The 23,986-nt window shown below is 43.6% G+C and carries 18 protein-coding genes; 9 read left to right on the forward strand and 9 right to left on the reverse strand.

Annotated features, from left to right (window positions below):
* Positions 1–114 precede the first annotated feature (114 nt).
* On the reverse strand, positions 115–1,356 hold the full coding sequence (locus R7F67_RS08870) for a HAMP domain-containing sensor histidine kinase (RefSeq protein ID WP_318057154.1): 1,242 nt from the start codon (positions 1,354–1,356) through the stop codon (positions 115–117).
* Positions 1,328–1,996: a response regulator transcription factor gene (locus R7F67_RS08875; RefSeq protein ID WP_053303698.1), complete on the reverse strand. Its 669-nt coding sequence runs from the start codon at positions 1,994–1,996 to the stop codon at positions 1,328–1,330. Before R7F67_RS08875 ends, R7F67_RS08870 begins: the two co-directional genes overlap by 29 nt.
* A gap of 89 nt (positions 1,997–2,085) precedes the next feature.
* Here R7F67_RS08875 and R7F67_RS08880 point away from each other — a divergent pair, with 89 nt between their 5' ends.
* Positions 2,086–3,285 carry a DUF5666 domain-containing protein gene (locus tag R7F67_RS08880; RefSeq protein ID WP_054576762.1) on the forward strand — a complete coding sequence of 400 codons (1,200 nt, stop codon included), beginning with the start codon at positions 2,086–2,088 and terminating at the stop codon, positions 3,283–3,285.
* 149 nt (positions 3,286–3,434) lie between these two features.
* Complete coding sequence (locus R7F67_RS08885) at positions 3,435–3,731, forward strand: hypothetical protein (protein WP_053307751.1); 297 nt, start codon at positions 3,435–3,437, stop codon at positions 3,729–3,731.
* A 95-nt stretch (positions 3,732–3,826) separates the two neighbouring features.
* On the opposite strand, the gene R7F67_RS08890 is transcribed toward R7F67_RS08885, so the two are convergent.
* A complete protein-coding gene (locus R7F67_RS08890; protein ID WP_054576763.1) occupies positions 3,827–4,876 on the reverse strand; it encodes a hypothetical protein in 1,050 nt (349 codons plus the stop codon).
* Positions 4,877–5,315: 439 nt separating this feature from the next.
* Here R7F67_RS08890 and R7F67_RS08895 point away from each other — a divergent pair, with 439 nt between their 5' ends.
* From R7F67_RS08895 to R7F67_RS08910, 4 genes are all read left to right on the forward strand, one after another.
* On the forward strand, positions 5,316–5,777 hold the full coding sequence (locus R7F67_RS08895) for a hypothetical protein (RefSeq protein ID WP_005388493.1): 462 nt from the start codon (positions 5,316–5,318) through the stop codon (positions 5,775–5,777).
* 93 nt (positions 5,778–5,870) lie between these two features.
* On the forward strand, positions 5,871–6,344 hold the full coding sequence (locus tag R7F67_RS08900) for a copper chaperone PCu(A)C (protein WP_046875325.1): 474 nt from the start codon (positions 5,871–5,873) through the stop codon (positions 6,342–6,344).
* A gap of 608 nt (positions 6,345–6,952) precedes the next feature.
* A complete protein-coding gene (locus R7F67_RS08905) occupies positions 6,953–7,708 on the forward strand; it encodes an SDR family NAD(P)-dependent oxidoreductase (RefSeq protein WP_017821229.1) in 756 nt (251 codons plus the stop codon).
* Between the two features lie 415 nt (positions 7,709–8,123).
* Positions 8,124–9,020, forward strand: a complete 897-nt coding sequence (locus R7F67_RS08910) for an NAD(P)-dependent oxidoreductase (RefSeq protein ID WP_372051950.1) — start codon at positions 8,124–8,126, stop codon at positions 9,018–9,020.
* Positions 9,021–9,510: 490 nt separating this feature from the next.
* Here the strand turns inward: R7F67_RS08910 and R7F67_RS08915 are convergent, their stop codons facing one another.
* The 4 genes from R7F67_RS08915 to R7F67_RS08930 form a co-directional block, all read right to left on the reverse strand.
* Entirely contained in the window at positions 9,511–11,268 is a 1,758-nt protein-coding gene (locus tag R7F67_RS08915) for a sodium:solute symporter family protein (protein WP_137282567.1), read from the reverse strand.
* 451 nt (positions 11,269–11,719) lie between these two features.
* Positions 11,720–12,343, reverse strand: a complete 624-nt coding sequence (locus R7F67_RS08920; RefSeq protein WP_005388506.1) for a bifunctional 4-hydroxy-2-oxoglutarate aldolase/2-dehydro-3-deoxy-phosphogluconate aldolase — start codon at positions 12,341–12,343, stop codon at positions 11,720–11,722.
* A 78-nt stretch (positions 12,344–12,421) separates the two neighbouring features.
* Positions 12,422–13,354: a sugar kinase gene (locus R7F67_RS08925; RefSeq protein WP_005437155.1), complete on the reverse strand. Its 933-nt coding sequence runs from the start codon at positions 13,352–13,354 to the stop codon at positions 12,422–12,424.
* 34 nt (positions 13,355–13,388) lie between these two features.
* The gene (locus R7F67_RS08930; RefSeq protein WP_005450851.1) at positions 13,389–13,724 is read right to left on the reverse strand and encodes a cupin domain-containing protein; all 336 of its coding nucleotides are present in this window, start codon (positions 13,722–13,724) and stop codon (positions 13,389–13,391) included.
* A gap of 420 nt (positions 13,725–14,144) precedes the next feature.
* On the opposite strand from R7F67_RS08930, the gene R7F67_RS08935 reads away from it, so the two are divergent.
* The 3 genes from R7F67_RS08935 (at position 14,145) to R7F67_RS08945 (ending at position 20,567) form a co-directional block, all read left to right on the forward strand.
* Positions 14,145–16,310 carry a heparinase II/III family protein gene (locus tag R7F67_RS08935; RefSeq protein WP_258475801.1) on the forward strand — a complete coding sequence of 722 codons (2,166 nt, stop codon included), beginning with the start codon at positions 14,145–14,147 and terminating at the stop codon, positions 16,308–16,310.
* A 2-nt stretch (positions 16,311–16,312) separates the two neighbouring features.
* Complete coding sequence (locus tag R7F67_RS08940) at positions 16,313–18,493, forward strand: heparinase II/III family protein (protein WP_318057155.1); 2,181 nt, start codon at positions 16,313–16,315, stop codon at positions 18,491–18,493.
* 322 nt (positions 18,494–18,815) lie between these two features.
* The gene (locus tag R7F67_RS08945; RefSeq protein WP_258475799.1) at positions 18,816–20,567 is read left to right on the forward strand and encodes a polysaccharide lyase family 7 protein; all 1,752 of its coding nucleotides are present in this window, start codon (positions 18,816–18,818) and stop codon (positions 20,565–20,567) included.
* Positions 20,568–21,039: 472 nt separating this feature from the next.
* Here R7F67_RS08945 and R7F67_RS08950 read toward each other — a convergent pair whose 3' ends face one another.
* Positions 21,040–22,605 carry a polysaccharide lyase family 7 protein gene (locus R7F67_RS08950; RefSeq protein WP_017821221.1) on the reverse strand — a complete coding sequence of 522 codons (1,566 nt, stop codon included), beginning with the start codon at positions 22,603–22,605 and terminating at the stop codon, positions 21,040–21,042.
* 76 nt (positions 22,606–22,681) lie between these two features.
* Complete coding sequence (locus tag R7F67_RS08955) at positions 22,682–23,455, reverse strand: oligogalacturonate-specific porin KdgM family protein (protein ID WP_017634227.1); 774 nt, start codon at positions 23,453–23,455, stop codon at positions 22,682–22,684.
* Between the last annotated feature and the right edge of the window lie 531 nt (positions 23,456–23,986).

The following is a 23,986-nucleotide window of genomic DNA, read 5'->3' on the forward strand; positions in this document are numbered from 1 at the left end:
CACTAACTTCAGTCTAATTCAAATTCCAGTTTTTTCTTGTTTGACTGCGGGTTAGATGCGTACGACAAGAAAAATCCAGAGCGTTAATTCTCACTTGAATCAATACGCGCAAAGCTAAGAGCAGAACTCCACTTTTGCACTAAATCGAACACCATCATCGTCCAGTACTAACGCCCACCCCATCCGTTCACATATTCGTTGTACGATAACAAGCCCACAACCATAACCAGCGTTGTACGTCTCGTTGCCATCGTGACGGTTTAGGATCTTAAGCGCATGACCTTTCAACTCAATTTCAATATCTCCCACACTATAGCTAAAGGCGTTTTTAATCAGATTGTTGATAACAATGGTCACAAAACTCTCTGGTGCATTCACGACACCACTATGTTGTTCGTGCAAAGCGTAATTCGAATCTTGCTTGGCAAATAAAGGAGCCAGCTCTTCCAGTTGTTTTTGTAAACGAGTAAGAAGCTGATGCTCTCCGTAATGCTGAGGCTCTATTTTCTCTTTACCAAGTAAGAGAAACGCTTCTGTCAGTACACGCATCTCGTCACAAGCTGACTGCATCCTCGTGATGGCTTTTTGCGCAACTCGAGGTTGATCAGGAAGACGCGTCAGAATGTCTGTTGAGCCTTTAATCACCATGATTGGCGTTCTCAACTCATGCGATGCAAAACGGCTAAATTCTTGTTCTCGTTTGAAGTAGCCCGCGATATCGTTCTTATTATCCAGCAAAGTCTGCTCTATCTGGCGTGTTTCGCTGAACTTAGTTTCAACTTGGAAAGCGGGTTGATCCGGTGACATTTGGCTAATTTTGTCTTCAATTTGCGCTAATGGCCGAGACAATATTCGCACCATGTAAATGCCATACCCAACCATGACAAATGAAAACAAACCACCGAGCAGCAGCGTAAACTGATGCAGCGAGCTTTCGTATTCGTCCAAGTAATCATCTGAGTCATCTTGAAATACAATGTACATAAGCCCCTTCCCTGAGGGATGGTTCAATACAACAAAGTGTTTATCTTCTTCACCAAGCAGGTATTCATAAAAACCAGGTGAAGTAAAAGAGAGCAACCAATCCGGTGTCGGAGCTTCACTCCAATATGAGTTGAACTCCAATACGTTTGGCAATGGCGCATCCCAGCCCTGTTTCTCGAAATTCTCACTATAAAGCGCAGCTTCAGTATCGAGCCAGTGATGTAAACTCAGCACTTCCAGTTTGTTTTCTGCCACATAAATCAGCGACCAAAAAAGAGTAAACATCACAAACGTCATGACCCCAAAACCCCAACGGATCTTGCGATAAATGCTTGGATATTCGTTATGCTTTAAGTCGGTAACCTTGTCCATGAATAGTCTCTAATCGTGATTCTTCAAAACCTTTGTCTAGCGCGGTTCTTAAACCGTAAATATGGCTACGAAGTGCATCACTTCCGGGTGGTTCGTCTCCCCACACACTATCGATCACTTCTGTGCGCGAGACCGCTGCTGGAGCACGTTGGAGGAGCAATTTTAAAATTTTAGTTTGAATTCGACTCAGCTTAATTTCTTTGTCTTTTCTCGTTACTTTTCCTGTCCGCGCATCTAAACAAATATCTGCAAATTTGAGCGCTCCGATATCTTGTCTTGGACCACGATTAGCCAAAGCATGAACACGCAAACTGAGCTCTTCCATCGCAAATGGCTTCATTAAATAATCATCTCCCCCCGCTTTAAAAGCCGCGATTTTGTCATCTAGCGTATCTTTTGCCGTTAGGAAGAGAATTGGCGTTCCACATAACTTATCTTGTCGAAGCTTCTGTACCGTACTGATGCCATCGAGCTTCGGCATCATGATATCCATGATGATTACATCGTAATGATTTTCCTCGATTAACTTAATCGCAGCCTCTCCATGAAACGCACAATCGATAATCATGCCTTCGAGCTCAAGATAGTCTGCAATCGTCTCCGAGACGTTATGGTTGTCATCTACAATTAAAATTTTCATAAAATCACATTTCTTCACGATCTCTTCACGATATGCCCAATAAGATACAGGCAATTTCCTAAACTCGCTCGTAAATTGAGGTTAATACAATGAAAAAACTCGCTCTTATTTCTGTAGTAGGTTTGGCATTGTCTGGTTGTGGTGGTTCAGGTGGTGGCAGCAATAGCGATAGCACACCAACTCAACCAGCAGTGAAACCAAGTGTAGCGATTGGCTCTGTTGAAGCGGTCAACGCTGAAGAAAGCACGTTAACCGTCAATGGACATACGTATCGTGTGTCTGAGGTGGTTTATGACGACACACAAGTGCAATTGGCCGATGTAAAACCAAAAATGGTGGTTCGCGTGGGGTCAGATATTCGGCAAGCTTCGGACAATGGCGTCCGAGTCACACTTGAACCAACCATTACTGGACGTGTTACAGCAATTGATTATGTGAAGAAAACATTTACGGTAAACGGCGTAGATCTGCAGTTTGACGGTTTAAGTGATGATATAGAGATCAACGACTGGGTGATGGTGTCATCCTTGCCGACTGCGGATGCGGGTTATCGAGTGTTGTCTGTGGTCGAAATCGACGTAGATAACGATTACCCAGCCCTTGGAAGCTACTACGAACTGGAAGGTCGCATTACTAATACCGATGAAAATGCTGGCACGTTTGAGCTTGGTACAAATATAACCGTATCTTACGACAACATTAGCCAACTTAGCATCGGCCAATGGGTGGAAGTAGAAGGTGAAATGCAAAACGGCATCTTCATGGCAAATGAGGTAGAAGTTGAAGGCTACGACGTCATAGGCAATGACAGCGATGTGGAAGGCATCGTCACATGGGTTGCAAATGACTACAGTGAGTTCTCACTAAACTACCGAGGTGCATTCTTCATCGATAACGCAACACGATTTGAAGATGGCAGCAAAGCGAACCTAAAACAAGGCCAAGAAGTGGAAGTAACGTCTGTCATGAAAAATGGCAAACGCATCGCTACCGTTATTGAGTTTGAGCAACCAGACTTTGACGATAACAACCAATGGCAAGGTAAAGAATTTGAATGTGAAGGATACGTATCAAACTACGATGCTGAAGCAAGAACATTTGAAATCGAGCGTTGCGAAAACGACGCAGATCAATTGCTAAACAACACGACCGTTGTGATTGATGCACAAACACGCTTCCAAGGCATTGAAGAACTTAACCTAAATGGTGCTCGTGTCGAAGTCGAAGGTGTGATCATTAACGACCAAAATATTGCCCGTGAAGTGGAGTTAGACGTTTACGACAACTAATCCCTTCTACGCTTAAGAAAAAGTGTCACTTCGGTGGCACTTTTTCTTTTCACCTTACTTTGCTTCCCAAGCTCAAACCAACAAATTCTCAGTCAAAGCCTTTTCTCTCCGTTACACTTTACCTATGTTTCACAACATTGGTGACGACTATGAAAAAACGCAACCTCATTTTGTTAATCTTGTTTTTTGGTTCAGCCACGAGCTTAGCTAGCGTTATGGATCCTGACTGCGATGCAGAAAAGGCAGCTAAAGCCGCTGCGACAAAAGCCGTGGTTGGTGTTGGGGGTCGCTGTACGCCTAAAGAGGCACTGAAAGATACCGCAGTTGATGCAGGAAAAGACAAATTACCAGATGAAGGGATGGCGGGTAAAGCTGTTGATGCAATGACACCGGAAAAAGAGAAGAAAACGATGAAAGACGTAACCAAAAAGCTCAATAAAGATTGATACGCTTTCTTGTAGTTAACTTTAATAGCGAAACTCCCCCCTCCCAAAAAAAGAGCGCCGATTGACGCTCTTTCCGAACTCTAATAGATAACCAATTATGCGGTTTCTGCTTCACCTATCCAATGATAATGGTGGTTGGCTTTTTTTCCCACTAAACCGAGCTCTGCCAATTCTTCAAATACCTTGTCTACCTCTTCCGCAGACAGCCTAAACTGTTTAGCAACGGCTTTTTTGGTGCACGTAATTTGATGCGTTTTAAGTGCATCGCTAACTTGCTCTAACAAGGTTTTCGGTTCCTTTGGTTCTTCTGGCTCCGGCGCAGCTGGTATTTCTTGCTCTTCTTCCTCTTTTATATGAGGAAGATAACCCGCAGGCGCTGGGTCTATATCGCGAACTGTTTTCAATATCATGTCCTCATTTCTGCGATAGAAATATCGGAACCGTTGCTCTTCACCAATCAAGCCAACAAAAAATGCAGCAAAGAAGTCCAAAAGAATCGAAAGAAATACAACCAAGCCAAGCTGAGCTTGCTGAGAGGTGGTACCAAATGCGTTGGCTAGGCTATCAATCAAACCAATCACTGAGCCTTGCGTAACCGGCGGTAAACTATCACGCTCCATAGCCAAGCGTTGCTGCTCTTCACGTAAGGTTTTGTTTTGATCCTGAATGCGAGTTACACCAGTCGCGATACGCTCCATCTCGATGTATTTCTGCGCTGCCATATTGTTGAGCTCAATCTGCTTATCGATTGCCGCAATCTGACGATTAAACGCTTCCACTTTCGCCTGCTCTACCGAAATATGACTTTGTGCACTATTGGTTGCACTATTAATGCCACCAATACTACCGCCAATGGAAATCGCAGCTAAGACTAAATAAAACACGAGAGCGGTTGCTGCTCCTGTGTAGTTGCGATGGGCTCGGCGCTCACCGTATTCATACCAAGCGTAAAATTTACCCGCTTCAAAAATGATCGCTAAACCACCAAATAAGGTTTGCATCATCGGATTTTCGTCGATAGACAAAAACAGCAATAGAGAAAAAATAGTCGATGCTAAAATCGCAGCACCGGTGAATGCATATACACTCACCATGGCAAATCGACCTTTAGGGTATCGATATCCAATCTGTTGTTCGTATTTCATTTGAGAAATTTCTTAAGATTAATCGCCCCTCCGACTAAGTAGGACGGACGTTTCTGGCATGTACAAAGGAGCGCAGAATACCGTATCCTTTATTAAATTACTGTCATAATTCCGTTAATGGAAAACAAGTGAAGATTCGGTGTGCATTTTGAATCGATATCAGCCAAATCTAGCACGTAAAAACACCACCACGACACCCACTAACCGAAGCTTCAGTGGCATATAAGAGAGATTAATTCGGTATCTTCAAAAGCGACTAGGCAAGACTGACAAGTTGAATTGGAGGTTGTGAATGTCAGCCGAATCAAGACATTAAAGCGTTAAAAATAGACAATAAAACAAATAATGCACACTTGCATCACCTTTTAGTAAACTGATAATTACATTGTTTGGTTAATTTGTTAGTATCCCGCGCCGAAGAAGATAAGCACTCAATTGTATGGAAAACACTCTAATACAGCACAAACACCATCGCTTGCACGCTATTGCGGTTATTATCGCGGTGTTGTTTCAGTTGTATTTAGCGTCCACAGCCGCTCTTAACCCTACACAAGTTCACAGCACAACTTGGCTCAACAAAGTCCAAAGTGAAAAGGTTTTACTGTGTACCGCAGATGGTTTCAAATGGGTGGATATCAATACGTTGATTGAGGCTAACGCTCAATCTTCTTCTAAGCTCATCCAAGATCTTAACTTACACGACGGCTTCCAGTTTGAATGCCCGCTTCTTCAAGCTGTTCAATTCTTTCTTTTAGTTGCGATTGGGCTTTACCTGACAACCATCCATTGGCTGCGCCGAGTAAAGTATGCACTGACGACTTATCACTTTTCAAAATGCGATAAGCTCGTTTACAAACACATCGCGCCTAAGCACTCTCCGCCGAGTGTTTTTCCTGCCTAACAGGCATCTAATCATTGACAACTTTATTCAAAAATAACGATGACTCTGTTTGTTGTCCATTCAGAGAAGCTATTAATTCAAAAGGAAAAACACATGCTTAAATCATTAAAAACCGCCGCTATCGCGCTTATTGCTGTCATCGCTAGCCCACTGAGTTTAGCGCACGATTATGAAGCAGGAAAAATTCATATCGACCATCCATGGAGCCGCGAAGCGCCACCAAACGCACCTGTTATCGGTGGTTTTTTTCAATTAACCAACCACGGTGACAGTGAAGATGCATTGATCGCAGCAGAAAGCCCAATCGCAGGGCATGTCGAAATTCACACGCATAAGAAAGAAGATGGTGTGATGAAAATGATTAAGATTGACGAAGTGCGCGTTCCAGCCAATGACTCAGTGTTGTTTAAGCCAGGCAGCTTCCATTTAATGATTTTCAATCCAACACAAGCGCTCAAAGAAGGCGACCGCTTCCCTATGACGTTAACATTCAAAAACGCGGGTAAAGTGGAAGTAGAAATGGCGGTTGAAAAACAAGGTCACATGGAAAAACACATGCACCATTAATGACGTAAACAAAAGTGCCCGCTGATTTAGCGGGCATTTTTATCTCAGCTTAGTCAAAATCATTATTCCGGTAGATCCTAACTCGACTCTTCAGAATAATGGTGATGAATAACGCTCGGCGAAACGGGGTCACATATCATAACAGCGTGCTCGGGCAAGAGATTCTAAATCACGCTCGTCCCTCACTATTCAGAATGACCTTGAAAGACTTAAGATCCTAAAAAGGTTCCCTACCCGCTTAAAACTCAACCTCTCGACAAAGTTCTCCAACCATCACTTGGCAAGCCTAAATGAAATCATAAGTTTGGCAACAAAGACCCACGGTTAATCAGCTTTCTTTCTACTAGAAACAAACCTCAGCCCAACGAGCTAAGCCCGCAGCTATAAGCTCAATTGTTTATGCATCCCAATTATCCTGACTAAATACAAACCATACACGACCGTAAAAGTCGATATATACCACTGGATGAGTCAGCATCTCAAGAAAGTACGTGATCGACTTCTCATTGTTGGTGTTTCTCTGTTTATTAAACTCATTTGTATTACAATAATACTCTATGTTAAATAAAAAATCCTTTCCAACTCTACAAACATGAGAGAACACCATTATGTCTACTAAAATTGCATTTATTTCTGGTGCTACTGGCGGTATCGGCTTCCAAGTGGCAAAGCGTCTTGGTCAGGATGGATACACGGTCATTCTAAACGGCATTGAAGATGAAAAAGGTTCGGAGTGTGTCTCCAAACTACATAACGCAGGAATTGAGGCTGAATACTACGGTTTTGACGTTACAGATGAACATGCCGTCGATGAAAACATCAATGCTATTGGTGAAAAATACGGCAAAATCGATGTTGTCGTTAATAACGCAGGTGGTCTTGGTGGTCGTAGTCCTATTGAAGGTATGGAAACTGATTTTTTCCGTAAAGTCATGGCTTTAAACCTCGATAGTGCATTCTTCGTATCACGCGCAGCGATTCCATTTCTAAGAAAGTCTGATAATGCATCAATTATCAACTTCACTTCAAACGCTGCTTGGAATGCAGGTGGTCCAGGTGCAGGTATTTACGGTACATCAAAAGCCGCCGTTCATACATTAACTCGCGCTTTAGCTAAAGAGTTAGCTCCGGCTGGAATTCGTGTCAATGCAGTATCTCCTGGCACTATCGATACACCATTCCATGCTCAAATCAAAGCAACCAAGCCTGAAGTATTTGCTTCTTGGGCAGACAGTATTATGCTTGGACGCCTAGGCCAGCCAGAGGAAGTCGCCTCTGCTATCTCTTTTCTGGTAAGTAAAGATGCATCATTCATTACCGCAGAAACACTGCAAATTGGTGGTGGTCAAGCTTTAGGCATTTAGTACCAATAAGTCTTTTTACCTATCAGTAAGTGCGCTTTAGTACTGATTTGATAACGGCCGCAGTATGTTTGTACTGCGGCTTATCCTTATACCACCTCTCCTTTAACCCCATCTGTAACGTTTCACCCATTTTTTGGTATGGACAGTATTCCTCTAGCTGAAACAAAATCACTTGTATTACAATAAATTTTATTTTTACGTTATTTAAGCCTCCTAAAGGATTTGTTCACGATAAAATGGAAGCGTGATGAATCCGCTTTTCTTATATACACTGATGAATAAAACCCCCACAAACCTTACTTACATCTCACTTTTAGAAAAAATTCATCCCAAGCCCGCTATGCTCATAATTTTCAATTGCAAAAGCCACAATAGTCATTATGATTACCGACAAGCAATATAATCATACAATAGTATTTTTGGAGTTAAAATGACTAAACCTATCATTGGTTTCATCGGCCTAGGCTTGATGGGCGGAAACATGGTTGAAAACCTACAGAAACGTGGTTACGAAGTTGCTGTAATGGACCTCAATAAAGATGCTGTTGACGCAGTACTAGCTCGTGGAAACGCTTCTGAAGCTTCTTCAGGTAAAGAGCTAGCAGAGAAAAGTGATATCGTGATGCTGTGCCTAACAACATCTGAAGTTGTCGAAAAAGTTGTTTACGGAGACACTGGTGTTCTAGCTGGCATGTCAGAAGGTAAAACACTCATCGACTTCGGTACATCTATTCCAGCTTCAACGAAGAAGATTGGCGCTGACCTTGCTAAGAAAGGGGCTGGTATGATTGATGCGCCTCTAGGTCGTACACCTGCCCACGCAAAAGATGGTTTACTGAACATCATGGCCGCAGGCGACGTCGAAACATTCAATAAGGTTAAGCCCGTACTGGACGATCAAGGTGAAAACGTATTCCACCTTGGCGCACTAGGCTCTGGTCACGTAACTAAGCTTGTGAATAACTTTATGGGTATGACAACCGTAGCAACCATGTCTCAGGCATTTGCTGTTGCTAAACGTGCTGGTGTTGATGGTCAACAATTATTCGACATCATGTCTGCAGGACCATCAAACTCACCATTTATGCAATTCTGTAAGTTTTACGCCGTAGATGGCGAAGAAAAACTAGGCTTCTCTGTCGCAAACGCAAACAAAGACCTCGGTTACTTCCTTGCTCTATGCGAAGAGCTTGGTACAACTTCCCTAATTGCAGAGGGCACTTCTAAGAGTCTACAAGCGGCAGTTGATAAAGGCCTTGGTCAAAATGACGTTCCAGTCATCTTCGACTACTTTGCAGAGCTAGAAGCTTAGTCACACTCAGTTGCAACTATAAGCCCAGCAACCAATGTGGCTGGGCTTTTTTGTTTTTCCTCTTCCCCAGACGCTCATCACTCCTTGATACCCTAGCCACTCCTTTAAAGTTTTGCAGGGCAGCCTCTTCCAATTCTCTTATATATTTTCCACTCACACTTCAAAACCTCTCTCCTATTTCTGGCGTACGCCTCATTAAAGCTACGTCTGATTTAATGCTTTTTCTTTGCTAAGAAGGCACACATATTTATTTAAATAGACAAAGCATCAGGTTTGGGGTGTAAAGTGTAAACACGGCATGCAAAGAAAGTTAGATTGCTTTTTCGCTTTAGGCTGACGACTCTAATGTGAATATAGTCGCACCTTATTGGGAGTTCCCCAATACAACGAATAACAACAAACGATGCGCCACGCTTTCTCAGTCAGCTTGATCAAAAAATCCCACGGCTTTAACACCGCGGGATTTTTCATTGAGAGTCTTTAACTTTGGTTAGCTTTTCGCGTTAGCTAACTTTGGGCTTTTAGGCCCTCGGGCTGCGTTCACCAATAGAACACCCACCGAGAGAACAATCGCACCACACAAGATAAACAGTAGTCGACCAGATGGTTCATTTGGAATTAGAGCCATAGCTAGGATACCGAAGCCCGCTACGCTGATAAGCTTACCAAGCATGCCGCGCTGTTTTGTATCTAGGTTCTGCTGCTCTTCGCTGTCAGCCACAAGTGGCGTATTCCAGTTCTCGAACAATTGCTCCACTTCTTTCTCACGTTCAGGTGATAGACCTTTGTAGAAGCGCGTTGTCAGCAAGAAGAAACCACCGGTGAAGATAACGTGTGCCGCTAAGCTCAAGCCAACTTTCAGATCTGCCCACTCACGTCCTGTAAACGCTTGCTCTAGACCGAATAGGCGCTCTACATCTTCTGCTTGTAGTGAGATACCGAAGATGTAAGAAACAAAGCCACCAACAACCAGTGTTGCCCAACCAGCCCAATCCGGCGTCTTACGAATCCACATACCAAGTAGTACAGGAATCAGCATTGGGAAGCCAATTAATGCACCGACGTTCAGTACGATATCGAACAGGCTCAAGTGACGTAGTGAGTTAATGAATAGACCGATACCAATGATGATGAAGCCCATCACGATAGTCGTTGCTTTACTCACGATAACCAGTTCTTTTTGCGACGCTTGTGGACGCACAATCGGGCTGTAGAAGTTCATCACAAAGATGCCCGCGTTACGGTTAAGACCAGAGTCCATTGAAGACATGGTCGCCGCAAACATTGCTGACATCAGAAGACCCACCATACCTGCTGGCATTACGTTTTGTACGAATGCTAGGTATGCTGCATCACCACCTACTGAGCCGTATTGCTCTGCGAAATCAGGCATAAATGCCGCAACGTACCAAGGTGGTAGGAACCAGATGATAGGACCAACAATCATCAGCACACATGCAAGACCTGCAGCTTTACGTGCGTTTTCACTGTCTTTTGCACATAAGTAGCGGTAAGCGTTGATGCTGTTGTTCATGACACCGAACTGTTTAACAAAGATGAAGACAACCCAAAGGATAAAGATACTGAAGTAGTTCAGGTTGTTACCCAGCATGAAGTCGCCGTGGAAGTTCGACACGATGTTGCCAATACCGCCACCATGGAAGTATGCCGCCACCGCACAAGTGATCGTCACTGCCATGATAACCAGCATCTGCATAAAGTCAGATGCAACAACCGCCCAAGAGCCGCCTGTTACCGCCATTAGCATTAGCACTAAGCCCGTAACGATGATGGTCGCTTCCATAGGAATGTTGAAGACCGCTGCCACGAAAATCGCAAGACCATTCAACCAAATACCGGCCGAGATCAAGCTGTCTGGCATACCAGCCCAAGTGAAGAACTGCTCTGAAGTCTTACCAAAACGTTGACGAATTGCTTCAATCGCCGTCACTACACGTAGTTGGCGGAACTTTGGAGCAAAATAGAGGTAGTTCATAAAGTAGCCAAATGCGTTGGCTAAGAATAGGATTACAACAACGAAACCGTCGTTGAACGCGCGTCCTGCGGCACCTGTAAACGTCCATGCTGAAAATTGCGTCATGAAGGCGGTAGCACCTACCATCCACCATAACATCTTACCGCCCCCTCGGAAGTAGTCACTGGTCGAGGTAGTGAACTTACGGAACATCCAACCAATTGCAACTAAGAAGAAGAAGTAGGCAAGAACAACAAGAGTATCAATAGTCATTTTTTCAGCCTTTCAAGTTTGATCATTTTCTAACGTCTAGACTACTCTCCTCACAACTCTATTTGTACTACAATAAGTTTTAATTGTGATCTAAAGCATAAGTTATTCAACGAAAAAAAATACGTAAAACCCCTTAATTTCTTAGACCAATGGCTTTCTAGGAGATAATTGCCATTCAGAACACCTCAATATATTGTAATACAAATTGTCTAATTGAAATTTATTAGAGTATGGAATATTTTTCTTCTTCGCGCTTTGTCTGAAGATCAAAAATGCGCGGCATTTCTTTAAAGGAAACGTAATGAGATGTTTCGAAAAAATTTGATAGAAAGTAGGATTTATATGAATGCGATTCTTAACTCTCGCCTCTTTCAAACTTTCAAACACAAAAAAGCGAGCACTGAGGCTCGCTTTTCATTCTTTCGCTAGTTTTATCGGGGTGTTACGACACTTATGCTACGTGAGCTACTGCGTCGCGAACCAGTGTACCCAGTTCATCCCACTTACCTTCATCGATAAGTTTTGTTGGCACCATCCAAGTACCGCCACATGCCAGTACTGAAGGGATAGACAAGTATTCGTCTACGTTACCTAGGCTCACGCCACCTGTTGGCATGAATTTCACTGGGTAAACCGCCGTTAATGCTTTAAGCATACCAACGCCGCCAGATGGCTCAGCAGGGAAGAACTTAAGTGTACGCAAACCCATTTCCATCGCTTGCTCAACTAGGCTTGGGTTGTTTACGCCAGGTACGATAGCCACGCCTTTGTCTAGGCAGTATTGAACCGTGCGAGGGTTAAAGCCAGGGCTTACGATAAAGTCCACACCAGCTTCGATTGCTTGGTCAACTTGCTCGTTAGTTAGGATAGTACCAGCACCGATCAACATTTCTGGGAACTCAGCGCGCATAGCACGAATCGCTTCTGCAGCACACTCTGTGCGGAACGTGATTTCAGCGCAAGGCATACCGTTTTCAACCAAAGTGCGGCCTAGAGGAATCGCATCTTCTGCTTTGTTGATGGCAATAACAGGAATTACTTTTAGGTTTGCTAATTGTTCGTTTAATGTCGTCATAAGAGTGTACTCGTCGTCGTTAACTTGAGTTCAATAAATCACTGCGGAGCGCCGATTACTCAGCGATCCGCAAAAGAATTACAAAGGAAGATCTGGCATCACTTCACGTGGAATGATGGCACCTTTATGTTGAATTACCGCGCCAGCCATACAGTGGCCAGAGTAAGCCGATTCCGCTGCATTGCCGCCAGTCAAACGCTTCGCCAAGAAGCCCGCACTGAAAGAATCACCAGCCGCTGTTGTATCAATCACGTTGTCGACTTTGTTTGGCGCCACGTATTGTGCTTCGCCATTCGCCACAACCAAGCAATCTTTGCTACCACGTTTGATGATGATTTCATCCACGCCCAGTGCAGAGGTTCTCTCGATACACTGTTCTAGATGCTCGTCACCGTAAAGCATTTGCTCATCTTCAAATGTGAGCAGTGCGATATCTGTGTGCTTAAGGATCTTAAGGTACCAAGACATGGCATTCTCGCGGCTTTCCCACAATTTAGGACGGTAGTTGTTATCGAAAATAACCTTACCACCTTGTGCCTTGAAGCGCTCAAGGAAGCCAAACAGTTGCGTCTTACCTTCTTCAGTAAGGATCGCTAATGTAATACCGCTCAAGTAAACCGCATCGTACGAGTAAAGTTTGTCGACTAATAGCGGAGACTCGTTTTGCTCGAATAGGAACTTAGCGGCCGCTTCGTTACGCCAGTAGTGGAAGTAACGTTCGCCAGTTTCATCGGTTTCGATGTAGTAGATACCTGGTTGCTTTTCTTTAACGGAAAGAACCAGACTAGTATCGATGCCCTCTTCTTGCCATGCTGATAGCATTTCTTGGCTAAAAGGATCGTTACCCAGAGCCGTTACATAGCTGGTTTTAATATCGTGAGCTTTGGTCAAACGAGATAAATACAGTGCGGTATTCAACGTATCACCACCGAATGACTGCTTTAGCTGACCTTCCTTTTTCTGTAGCTCAACCATACATTCGCCAATGACCGCGATGTTTAATGATTTCATGTTGTCACCTTAGCAACTGAGGTTGCGCTATAGATTATTTTAAGAAATCTTCACGTGCTGGGTTGAAGATGTCTAGAAGAATGCTGTCTTGCTCTAGTGCAACCGCACCGTGCATCATGTGCTTACGAGCAAAGTATGCGTCGCCTTCTTTTAGTACTTTCTTCTCGCCCTCGATTTCCGCTTCAAAGCTGCCACGTACTACGTAACCGATTTGATCGTGGATTTCGTGAGTATGCGGAGCGCCAATCGCGCCTTTATCAAAACATAGGTGAACCGCCATTAGGTCATCTGTGTAAGCAACAATTTTACGTTTGATACCGCCGCCTAGCTCTTCCCACGGGTTCTCATCTAATACAAAGAAAGAATTCATCGTCATACTCCTAAAAAGTCTCTATTAAAGCGAACCCTACGGCACTTCATTCTTAACCATGCTTTATTAAAAGGTCCTCTTAAAAAAGCGTCGTATTGATAAAAGTGAAACGCGAAGCGAAAGGGTCTGCTGTCGAATTGGTAACGAGCATATCCGATCCACCTTAATTGTCATACAATATATCTAAAAATATGTGATATTCATCAAACGGTGCTCGTTAAAGCATTCCACTTAACGATTGATAACGCCGAAACATCAGTCACAACTAGGATTATCACAACAATACAAATCAATGGGTTAGCTAAATTCGCGTGATTTCACTCTCCCTTTTTGCCACAAAAACTACACCCAAACTTAATATTGTATTACTTTATAGAAAGTTTAAGAAAACAACACACTTCATCTGAGGGTGGTAAAGAAATGACTACACAACCGATTTTGTTGACTGAAGCAGAAGTCGAACTACTAAGAAAGGAAGTCGGAAAGCCGAGCTTAATGGGCAAATCCATTGAAGCGAATCGCAAGGAACTTGAAGCCTTCATGCGTCTGCCTCTAGACGTACCAGGTCACGGCGAAGCGGGCGGCTACGAGCACAACCGCCACAAACAAAACTATACCTACATGAACTTAGCGGGTCGTTTGTTCTTGATCACTCAAGAAGAAAAGTACGCGCAGTTCGTTAAAGATCTTCTCGCTATTTACGCAGAGAAGTACCTCACCTTTGATTTCCACGTACAGAAAAACACTAACCCAACAGGTCGTCTTTTCCACCAGATCCTTAATGAACACTGTTGGTTAATGTTTACTAGCCTTGCTTACTCTTGCGTCGCATCAGTGATGACAGAGGAAGAGCGCACAGCCGTTGTTGAGCGCATTTTCGAACCAATGCTAGACATGTTCACAGTGAAATACGCGCACGATTTCGACCGTATTCACAACCACGGTATCTGGGCAGTTGCGGCTGTTGGTATTTGTGGCCTAGCTATTGGCAAACCTGAATATCTAGAGATGTCGGTATACGGTCAAGACCGTGATGATACCGGTGGCTTCCTAGCGCAAATCTCACAACTGTTCGCCCCTTCTGGTTACTACATGGAAGGTCCGTACTACCATCGTTATGCGATTCGTCCAACTTGTGTATTTGCAGAAGTAGTACACCGTCACATGCCTGAAGTAGATATCTACAACTACAAAGACAAAGTGATTGGCAACACAGTACAAGCGATGCTAGCAACGGCTTACCCGAACGGTGAGTTCCCTGCCCTAAACGACGCGTCTCGTACCATGAGCATTACCGACATGGGCGTTCAAGTTGCAGTGAGCGTTTACAGCAAGCACTACGGTATGGATGACAACATCCTAGGTATGGCGAAGATTCAAAATGCCGTTTGGATGCACCCATGTGGTCTTGAGCTTTCGCAAGCCTACGATAAAGCCATCGCAGACCGTGAAATCGGCATGCCTTTCTGGCCAAGTGTGGAACTAAACGAAGGTCCAACCGGTAACAACGGTGCACAAGGCTTTATCCGTATGCAGGATAAAACCGGTGATGTGTCACAGCTTGTGATGAACTACGGTCAACACGGCATGGGACATGGTAACTTCGATACGCTTGGCATTACCTTCTTCAACCGTGGTCAAGAAGTGCTGCGTGAATACGGCTTCTGTCGCTGGGTAAACGTTGAGCCTAAATTCGGCGGTCGTTACCTAGACGAAAACAAATCCTACGCACGTCAAACTATCGCGCATAACGCGGTAACGATTGATGAGCAATGTCAGAATGGTTTCGATGTAGACCGCGCTGATTCAGTGCACGGTTTGCCTCACTTCTTCAAAGTAGAAGGCACTGAAATCAACGGTATGAGCGCGTTTGCGAACGACCATTACCCGAATACAGACATGCAGCGCAGTGTGTTCATGCTTAACCTCGATGAGCTTGAAGCACCGCTACTGCTAGACCTTTACCGCATCGAAGGTGAAGGCGAACATCAGTACGACTACTCTCATCAATACGATGGTCAAATCGTACGTACTAACTTTGATTACCAAACCTTTGGTGAACTGAGCACGCTTGGCGATGACTTCGGTTACCAACACCTTTGGAAAGTAGCAAGCGGCAAAGTGCAAGATACGGCGCTGGTTAGCTGGCTACAAAACAACACCTACTACTCTTGGTTAGGCACAAGCAGCAGCGCGAAACAAAACGGTGATAATGAAGTAATCTTCACTCGCACTGGCGCCAATGACCCAAGCTTTAACCTACGTAGCGAACCGGCATTCATTCTACGCAGCAAGGGCGAATCGACGCTATTTGCTTCTGTGCTAGAAACACACGGCTACTTCAACGAAGAGTTTGAGCAGTCTGTGAATGCACGTGGTCAGGTGAAAGATATCCGCGTCGTGGGTTACAACGCCGTTGGCAGCATCGTAGAAATCACGACTGAAAAATCACTAGTTACTGTGATGATCAGCAATGTGCTAGGCGCTGACGACCAAACCCCACACCAAGTAGAAATGAACGGTAAAACCTACAGCTGGAATGGCTTCTACTCTCTAGAAGTGAACGCACTCGGGCAGGAGAAATAATAATGAGCTACCAAACCCAGTCTTACCAACCGCTATTAATGAACTTTGAAGAAGCGGCAGAACTAAGCAAAGCACTTGGCACGGATAGCCTATTAGGAAATGCATTAGCACGTGACATCAAACAAACTGACGCTTACATGGCCGAGGTCGGTATTGAAGTTCCAGGTCACGGCGAAGGCGGCGGTTACGAGCACAACCGCCACAAGCAAAACTACATCCACATTGATCTAGCGGGTCGCCTATTCCTTATCACTGGCGAGCAGAAGTACCGCGATTACATCGTGGACATGCTAACGGCTTATGCGAAGGTTTACCCGACGCTAGAAAGCAACACCAGCCGTGACTCTAACCCTCCGGGTAAGATCTTCCACCAAACTCTTAACGAGAACATGTGGATGCTATACGCGTCTTGTGCGTACAGCTGCGTTTACCACACGTTGGAAGAAGAGCAAAAAACACTGATTGAAAACGACCTGTTCAAACAAATGATTGAGCTGTTCGTAGTTACTTACGGTCACGACTTCGACATCGTACACAACCACGGTCTGTGGGCAGTAGCAGCAGTAGGTATCTGTGGTTACGCAATTAACGACCAAGAAGCGGTAGACAAAGCGCTTTACGGCTTGAAACTGGACAAAGTGAGCGGCGGCTTCCTAGCTCAGTTAGACCAGTTGTTCTCGCCAGACGGCTACTACATGGAAGGTCCTTATTACCACCGTTTCTCGCTACGTCCAATCTACCTATTCGCAGAAGCGATTGAGCGTCGTCAGCCTGAGCTTGGTATTTACGAATTTAACGACTCGGTCATCAAGACCACGTCTTATGCCGTATTTAAGACGGCATTCCCAGATGGTACTTTGCCAGCGTTGAACGATTCATCGAAGACGATTTCGATCAACGATGAAGGCGTAATCATGGCTACGTCAGTATGTTTCCACCGTTACGAGCAATCTGAAACGCTACTTGGTATGGCAGACCACCAGCAAGACGTTTGGGTTCATATCTCAGGTAAAACATTGTCTGACGCAGTTGCAGCCGCAGATAACATCAAACCGTTCAACTGGGGTAGCCTATTCGTAACAGACGGTCCAGAGGGCGAAAAAGGCGGCGTAAGCATTCTTCGTCACCGTGACGAGCAAGACGACGACCCCAATACCGCAGATACAATGGCGCTTATCTGGTTTGGTCAACACGGCAGCGATCACCAGTACCACTCAGCGCTAGACCACGGTCACTACGATGGTCTGCACCTGAGCGTATTTAACCGCGGTCATGAAGTGCTGCACGATTACGGCTTTGGTCGCTGGGTAAACGTTGAGCCTAAATTTGGCGGTCGTTACATCCCAGAGAACAAGTCTTACTGTAAGCAGACGGTCGCACACAACACAGTAACGGTTGACCAAAAGACACAAAACAACTTCGACACAGCGCTAGCAGAAACCAAGTTCGGTTCTAAGCACTTCTTCAAAGCTGATGACGAAAAACTGCAAGGCATGAGCGGTCGCATCTCTGGTTATTACAACGGCGTAGACATGCAGCGCAGCATCATTCTTGCTGAGTTGCCAGAATTCGAAAAACCGCTTGTGATTGATGTTTACCGCATCGAAGCAGATCAAGAACACCAATACGACCTGCCAGTGCACTACTCTGGTCAAATCATCCGTACGGATTTTGAATACGATGTAGAAAGCACGCTGCGTCCAATGGGCGAAGACAACGGTTACGAGCATCTATGGAATGTGGGTTCAGGCCAAGTTCAAGGCAGCTCACTGGTAAGCTGGTTGCACGACAACAGCTACTACTCGCTAATCACAAGCGCAACAAACGGCGGCAAAGTGTTCTTCACTCGCACTGGCGCAAATGATCCAGACTTCAACTTGAAGAGCGAACCAGCACTGATCCTACGTCAATCTGGTCAAAACCACGTGTTTGCTTCTGTGTTAGAGACACACGGTTACTTCAACGAGTCTATCGAAGCATCGGTTGGCGCTCGTGGTCTAGTAGAGTCAGTAACCGTCGTTGGCAACAACGAAGTGGGTACCGTGATTCGTCTGCAAACCACCACAGGCAACGCTTACTACTTCGCTATCTGCAACCTAGACGAAGACAAGCAAAACGCGGCACATCGCGTTGAGTTCGACGGTGTGACTTACACTTGGGAAGGCGCATTCGCACAAATTTAATCTTTAGATAGTCACTAAAAATTAATGTAAAAATCGGGAACTAATTCAAAGCCGGACGTCATGTTCGGCTTTTTTTGATTGTTTACATGACTCTACATGAGCTTATCAATTAGCGTTTAATCATAGTAAAACCGTTAATAACTCTTAGGAAAAACAGACATAACTTAACCTTACGCCTTATCAAAGACACCACTTATAGATATAGAACTCTTCTGAGATTTAATTAACACTTTTACTATTTAACTTATGACTAAACTACTCCCCAACAACACTAAAATGATATTGTATTACAAATATTAGATGGTGTAAGAGACGTACTACTGTGTTTATAAAATCAACTAAATTGCTTCTAATAAGCTTCTCTGGGCTTGGATTAATAGGGTGTGGAGGAAATACCTCCCCTACAAGCCAAGATGATAAACCAAATATTCCACACCAAGAGCATGTAGCACCATACTCAATAGCAAAATTTCAAAACATATTGAGTAATTCAGATTTACAAGTATCAGATCCCAATGGGGAGGAGGGAAACAAAAACAGTGACGTCAAAAATGGAGCATTCTCGGATTATAAGAGTGACCACTTTTACGCAGAAAATGATTCCAATTACCTTGTCTTTAAAATGTCGAACTACAAAATGCGCTCAGAAGTTCGTGAGCGAGAAAACTTTAACATTTCAGAACAAGGCGTCTTTAGAACTTTGTATGCAGATGTTCGATTACCAGAGATTAACCTTGCAATGGCTAGCTCCCCTGCAAACCACGATGAAGTCACTTTCCTGCAAATTCATAACAAAGGCACAGATACTTCTGGTATAGGTGCTATCCCACACCCTTTGTTACGAATCGTTTGGGAACAAGAACGAAACAGTATCACTGGTCATTACTGGGCGGTAGTAAAGAACAATGCCATAGATTGCAGTCTATCTTCTAGCGCATCAGATTGTTATGCAACATCATACAATCGTTATGATTTAGGAAAAGCCGATCTCAACGCATTCACGCGATTCGAAGTAAAAATCGGAGAAAACACATTAACCATTAAAGTGAACGATGAGCAAAAGGTAAATGTAGATGTATCCTACTGGCAGCACCTCCTGAGCTACTTTAAAGCCGGAGTTTATAACCAGTTTGAAAACGGTGAAGCAAAGGTACAATTTAAGCAGTTAGGACTAACCAAAACTGACCATACTGATTCAATAGCTTGGAATATTGACGATTGGAAATTAACCATTCCTGCAAGCAAAAATGATTGGTATGGTTTTGGCGGTGACAGCGCGGCTGAATTAGAGCCTGAGCGTTGTAATTCAAGTAAAGATCTTCTGTCTAACGAAGAGAGCGTTTACCAACGCGAGATTGATTTATCATACTTCAATGTTATTGACGGTAGCATGCATTTCCGCGCCGATATGGGTTACGGCACGTCAACGGCCAACTCCAGTTACATCCGTTCAGAATTGCGAGAGCTCTACATCAGTACTAACTCCCCGGATTGCAGCACCAGCGATGAAGAGACAAGTTGGTATATTGAAGATAGTCGCACCGGTGCAACTTCTCATACGCTAAACGCAACACTAAGAATCAACGAATACCCTAAAATCGACGGTCAATTACCAAAAGTCGTGGTAGGCCAGATACATGGTTGGAAAATCAGCCAAGCACTCGTGAAGCTACTTTGGGAAGGTGACAATAAGCCAGTCCGAGTTATTCTGAACGATAACTACAAACTTGATAACAACAAAGACTGTACTGATTGCAACGCATTCAGCGTTAAGCTTGGTACCTACGCGGTAAACGAAGACTGGCAATATACGATCCGTGCCGATAAGGAAGGACTGTTTTTAGCCACCTACGATGCAGATGGCAGTAATATGGTCTCGCACACACTGAAGTGGGGAGAAGCATACTCAGACACCGCTAACAACAAGTCCTATACTCTGACTGAAAGATGGGCGTCGCCTGATATTGCGTTTTACTTCAAAGCCGGAATTTACCCTCAGTTTAAACCTGATAATGCATATCGAGGAGAAATCTTTGATGTGAGCTTTAGTGCTTTGAGCACTCTTCATCAATAGTCATTTCAATCTCTTAGCAATAGGCTTGCTACTTTGCTCTAAAGCAACGAACAAAGCTCATACCGCCGCCACGGGAAATTTATTTTCTCGTGGCCTCTTCTTTTAGAACACCACAATTCAACTCGCTTCACGCATAGTGTTTCCTTCTACGATAAATATATAAGTCAACCTCCACTTAGGCAGCTTAAAAACAGCTTCTATAGTTTCATGAGATATTTATCTACCCTAACGCTGAGCTATTTTAAATTTAACCAATTAAACTACTCTAATATACATTCGCACTTAAAAATAAACATTGTCAGAAGATAAAAGCAATCAATAATTATTACCTATCTATGGTGATAAATTTTTAAATTAATTTATCTATGTCAATTAAAATAATATTTGAGCTGTTTTATTCTTCTATAGAAAGAAAAAGCCCTCTGCTACAAAGCCGAGGGCAAAGGACTTCAATCAACTAAAAGTGATAGAACTAGCCTTGGTACTTACCAAAAGATTGTTTTAATTTATAGAAAGTAGCTTGTGCGTAATCATCTGGATTACCGTACATATTCTGGTTATAGACACCGGCTTTAAAGTACATATATCTGCCACCTTCGTCATAGCCACTGTCACTCATATCTACGACTTGAACAACATCATCTTTACCATCACGTTTTACCGTAACTGTCATTGTGTTGCCTTTCACATCAATGATGTAGCTAAATTTTTCACCTAGCGCGATGCCATCGTCACCGATTTCACCAGTCATATCACCCACTAAGCTGTAGTAATCCTCTGTTCCAGTTTTGGTTTTTTCGTGAGCAAAGTAAACTGTACCTGTTGGTTGGTCTGGTAGCTTACGATAATAAAGACGAATTGGCTCATCATCTTTGTCATGAATCTGGCCGATAATAAAGCGGCCAACTTCATGCGACTGACCAGTTGTGGTTGCGTGGTCAATCTTCAGAGTAGCTTCAAGCGTACCGTCTACACCACCCGCTTCTTTTTGATCTTCAACTGGTGCAGAACTGAATACCCAGTTATTAGGATTTACACCCTTTGTGCTGTAAGACTTATCACCAGCACGAAGCATGGTACGTAACTCAGTTCGCGCGTATTTAGTGTTTTCAGAAGTTCGAGCGCCTTTCACATAGCTCTTGAATACCATTCCGCCATCATCTGCTGTGTAGAATATATCAGAGTGTTGGAAGCCGTTAGCCAAGTCCCACTCATCAATATCATCAGCACGACCATCTTTGTCATGGTCGAAAGGTGTCGTCAGTTTCCAACGTGTTAAGTCAAAGTTTTCACCCGGTGCATTTGTAGCGAGTGGCTCTTTCGGTAACGTAGGGTAAGGCATTGCTTTAGAAAGATCACACGTCACAGTCGTTTCACAAGGACGGACGATTGGTGCTCCAAAGTCGCCTTTACGATTCTTTTTGAGTAAATCCTTTTGTGCCTTTTGCTCCGCTTTCATTTGCGCAATCATAGCCGCTTCAGCGTTAACGACATCATCAGTAATGATGTGACTTGCCGGACAGGCATTAATTCCGCAATTAACTGCCGCTAACTCAGTAACTGAGTTCCATTGGTTTTTGCTATTACCGTGGCCAACGTAACGAACATAGCGTGCTTTTACTGCAGGCTCAAACTGGAAGCGCTCTAAGCCAAGTGCGCGACCAGAGCTTTGCGCACCCTCAATAACCGTCACCCAGTTTTCACCATCAGTACTAAACTGAACATCAAATTTGCTGACGCGTTCGTTACCTTTGCTGAACGAGGCTTGAATTGCGTCGAACTCATAAACCGAGCCGTAATCCAACATCGCCCACTCACCATCACCATTTGCTGACCAGCGTGTCATAATATCTTGGTCAAACAACTGCTCTGGAACATTACCATCATGACTACTCGCCGTTATCGTAACGGGAGTCAGAATATCAGCACCAGTTTCTTGGTTGTTTGGAAATGGATCTACCATGGTCGCCGTACTATTACAGCCCACAGCAAGTAAAATAGAAGAAGCTAACAAGCTTTTGAAGAAAATATGCTTCATGTAATCTAACACCTACAAATTAAAAATGAATTAACAGCTCTTTTGCTGTAACAACAATTAGGCAATAACACTCGGGTTAAAAGCTGTATTTAAGGCCAAGGCGTGTTCTCAATTGGCGGTCATCCGTGGTTGAACCATCCTTACCTTTGACATTCCACAATTCAAAGTAAGGACGGAAATCTCCCATTTGGTAACCAACAATTAAGCCAGCATCCCACTCAGAATCTTTCCAATCAGATAAACGCACTTCGTCATAGTTTTTGTTGTAGTTGATCTCATAGCTCAGCTTGACGTTATCAAGGTACTCGTTATCAAACTGACGCATATCGTAAGAGCCTGTCAGTGTCCACTTACCTTGTTCAACTGTTTTCCCAGCAACGCTTACCGAAGTACCATCCGTTAGTGTTTTGTTACCTGCACCATCTGAATAAACTTGAAATTCGTGTCGGTAACGTAAAGCGGTACTTAAGCCAAAAGAGGATTTGTAACCAACACGAACTTGTGGTTTATAAGTGGTTTTTTCGTCATCATCGCCAAAAGTAATAGGCATCCCTGGTTGGATAAACCATTGTTTATTTATTTGGTAGCGAACTCCCCAATCAAACTCAGAATCACCAGCAACGAGTTGATCCCAAAAATGCGAGTTGTCGTAACTATGGAATTTTTGTTCAACACCAAAGTTCAGTTTGGTCTGATCGTTAATTTTAGAACTACCACTAATTTTGATACGTTGGGCATAAGTTTCACTCTCATGCTTATATTCTGCGCGATAGTCTAAAGTTGCTGCGGAAACCGCTCCCGCCATTAATGTGGAAGCAACGAATAGGGACATTGTTGTAACTGCTTTCATGATTATATCTCTCTGTATATATTTTTTGGGATACCACTTAAATCCCTGGATTTGATTCAACACTATTGAATTAATGTATGACAAATACTAGTTAATTCATCATGAGAGTTCTGTGATATTAATCATGTAAGTGCCCCTCAACTAACAATTTGTATTATTATATATTCAAAAGTGTTAGCTATGTCTGATTCTAAAACGACCTTTGTAGACATCGCTTACAGAGAAATGTTTTAACTCGTTTCATATGATAAAGAAGAAGATTAAAAAAACATAAAAAACAATAAATTCAATGACTTAAAGTCAAAAATCTTGACATGAAATCAAAATTCCCTTGCTAAATCACCTTTAGTTTTTGCTGTTCCTCTATAAAGAAAGCTGTCAACCTCATAAAGGTTCAGCTCTTATTGATGTTGATATTCAACTATTTTGTGTGACTTATTCATCACTTCAGTGAGCAATCATTGTATCTAGTGTGAGTCGGATCATTCTATTGATAAAACCATCTAGATGACAGAAATTATTTGTCTAACA

Source organism: Vibrio sp. YT-17, from assembly GCF_033337375.1.
Lineage (GTDB): Bacteria > Pseudomonadota > Gammaproteobacteria > Enterobacterales > Vibrionaceae > Vibrio > Vibrio alginolyticus.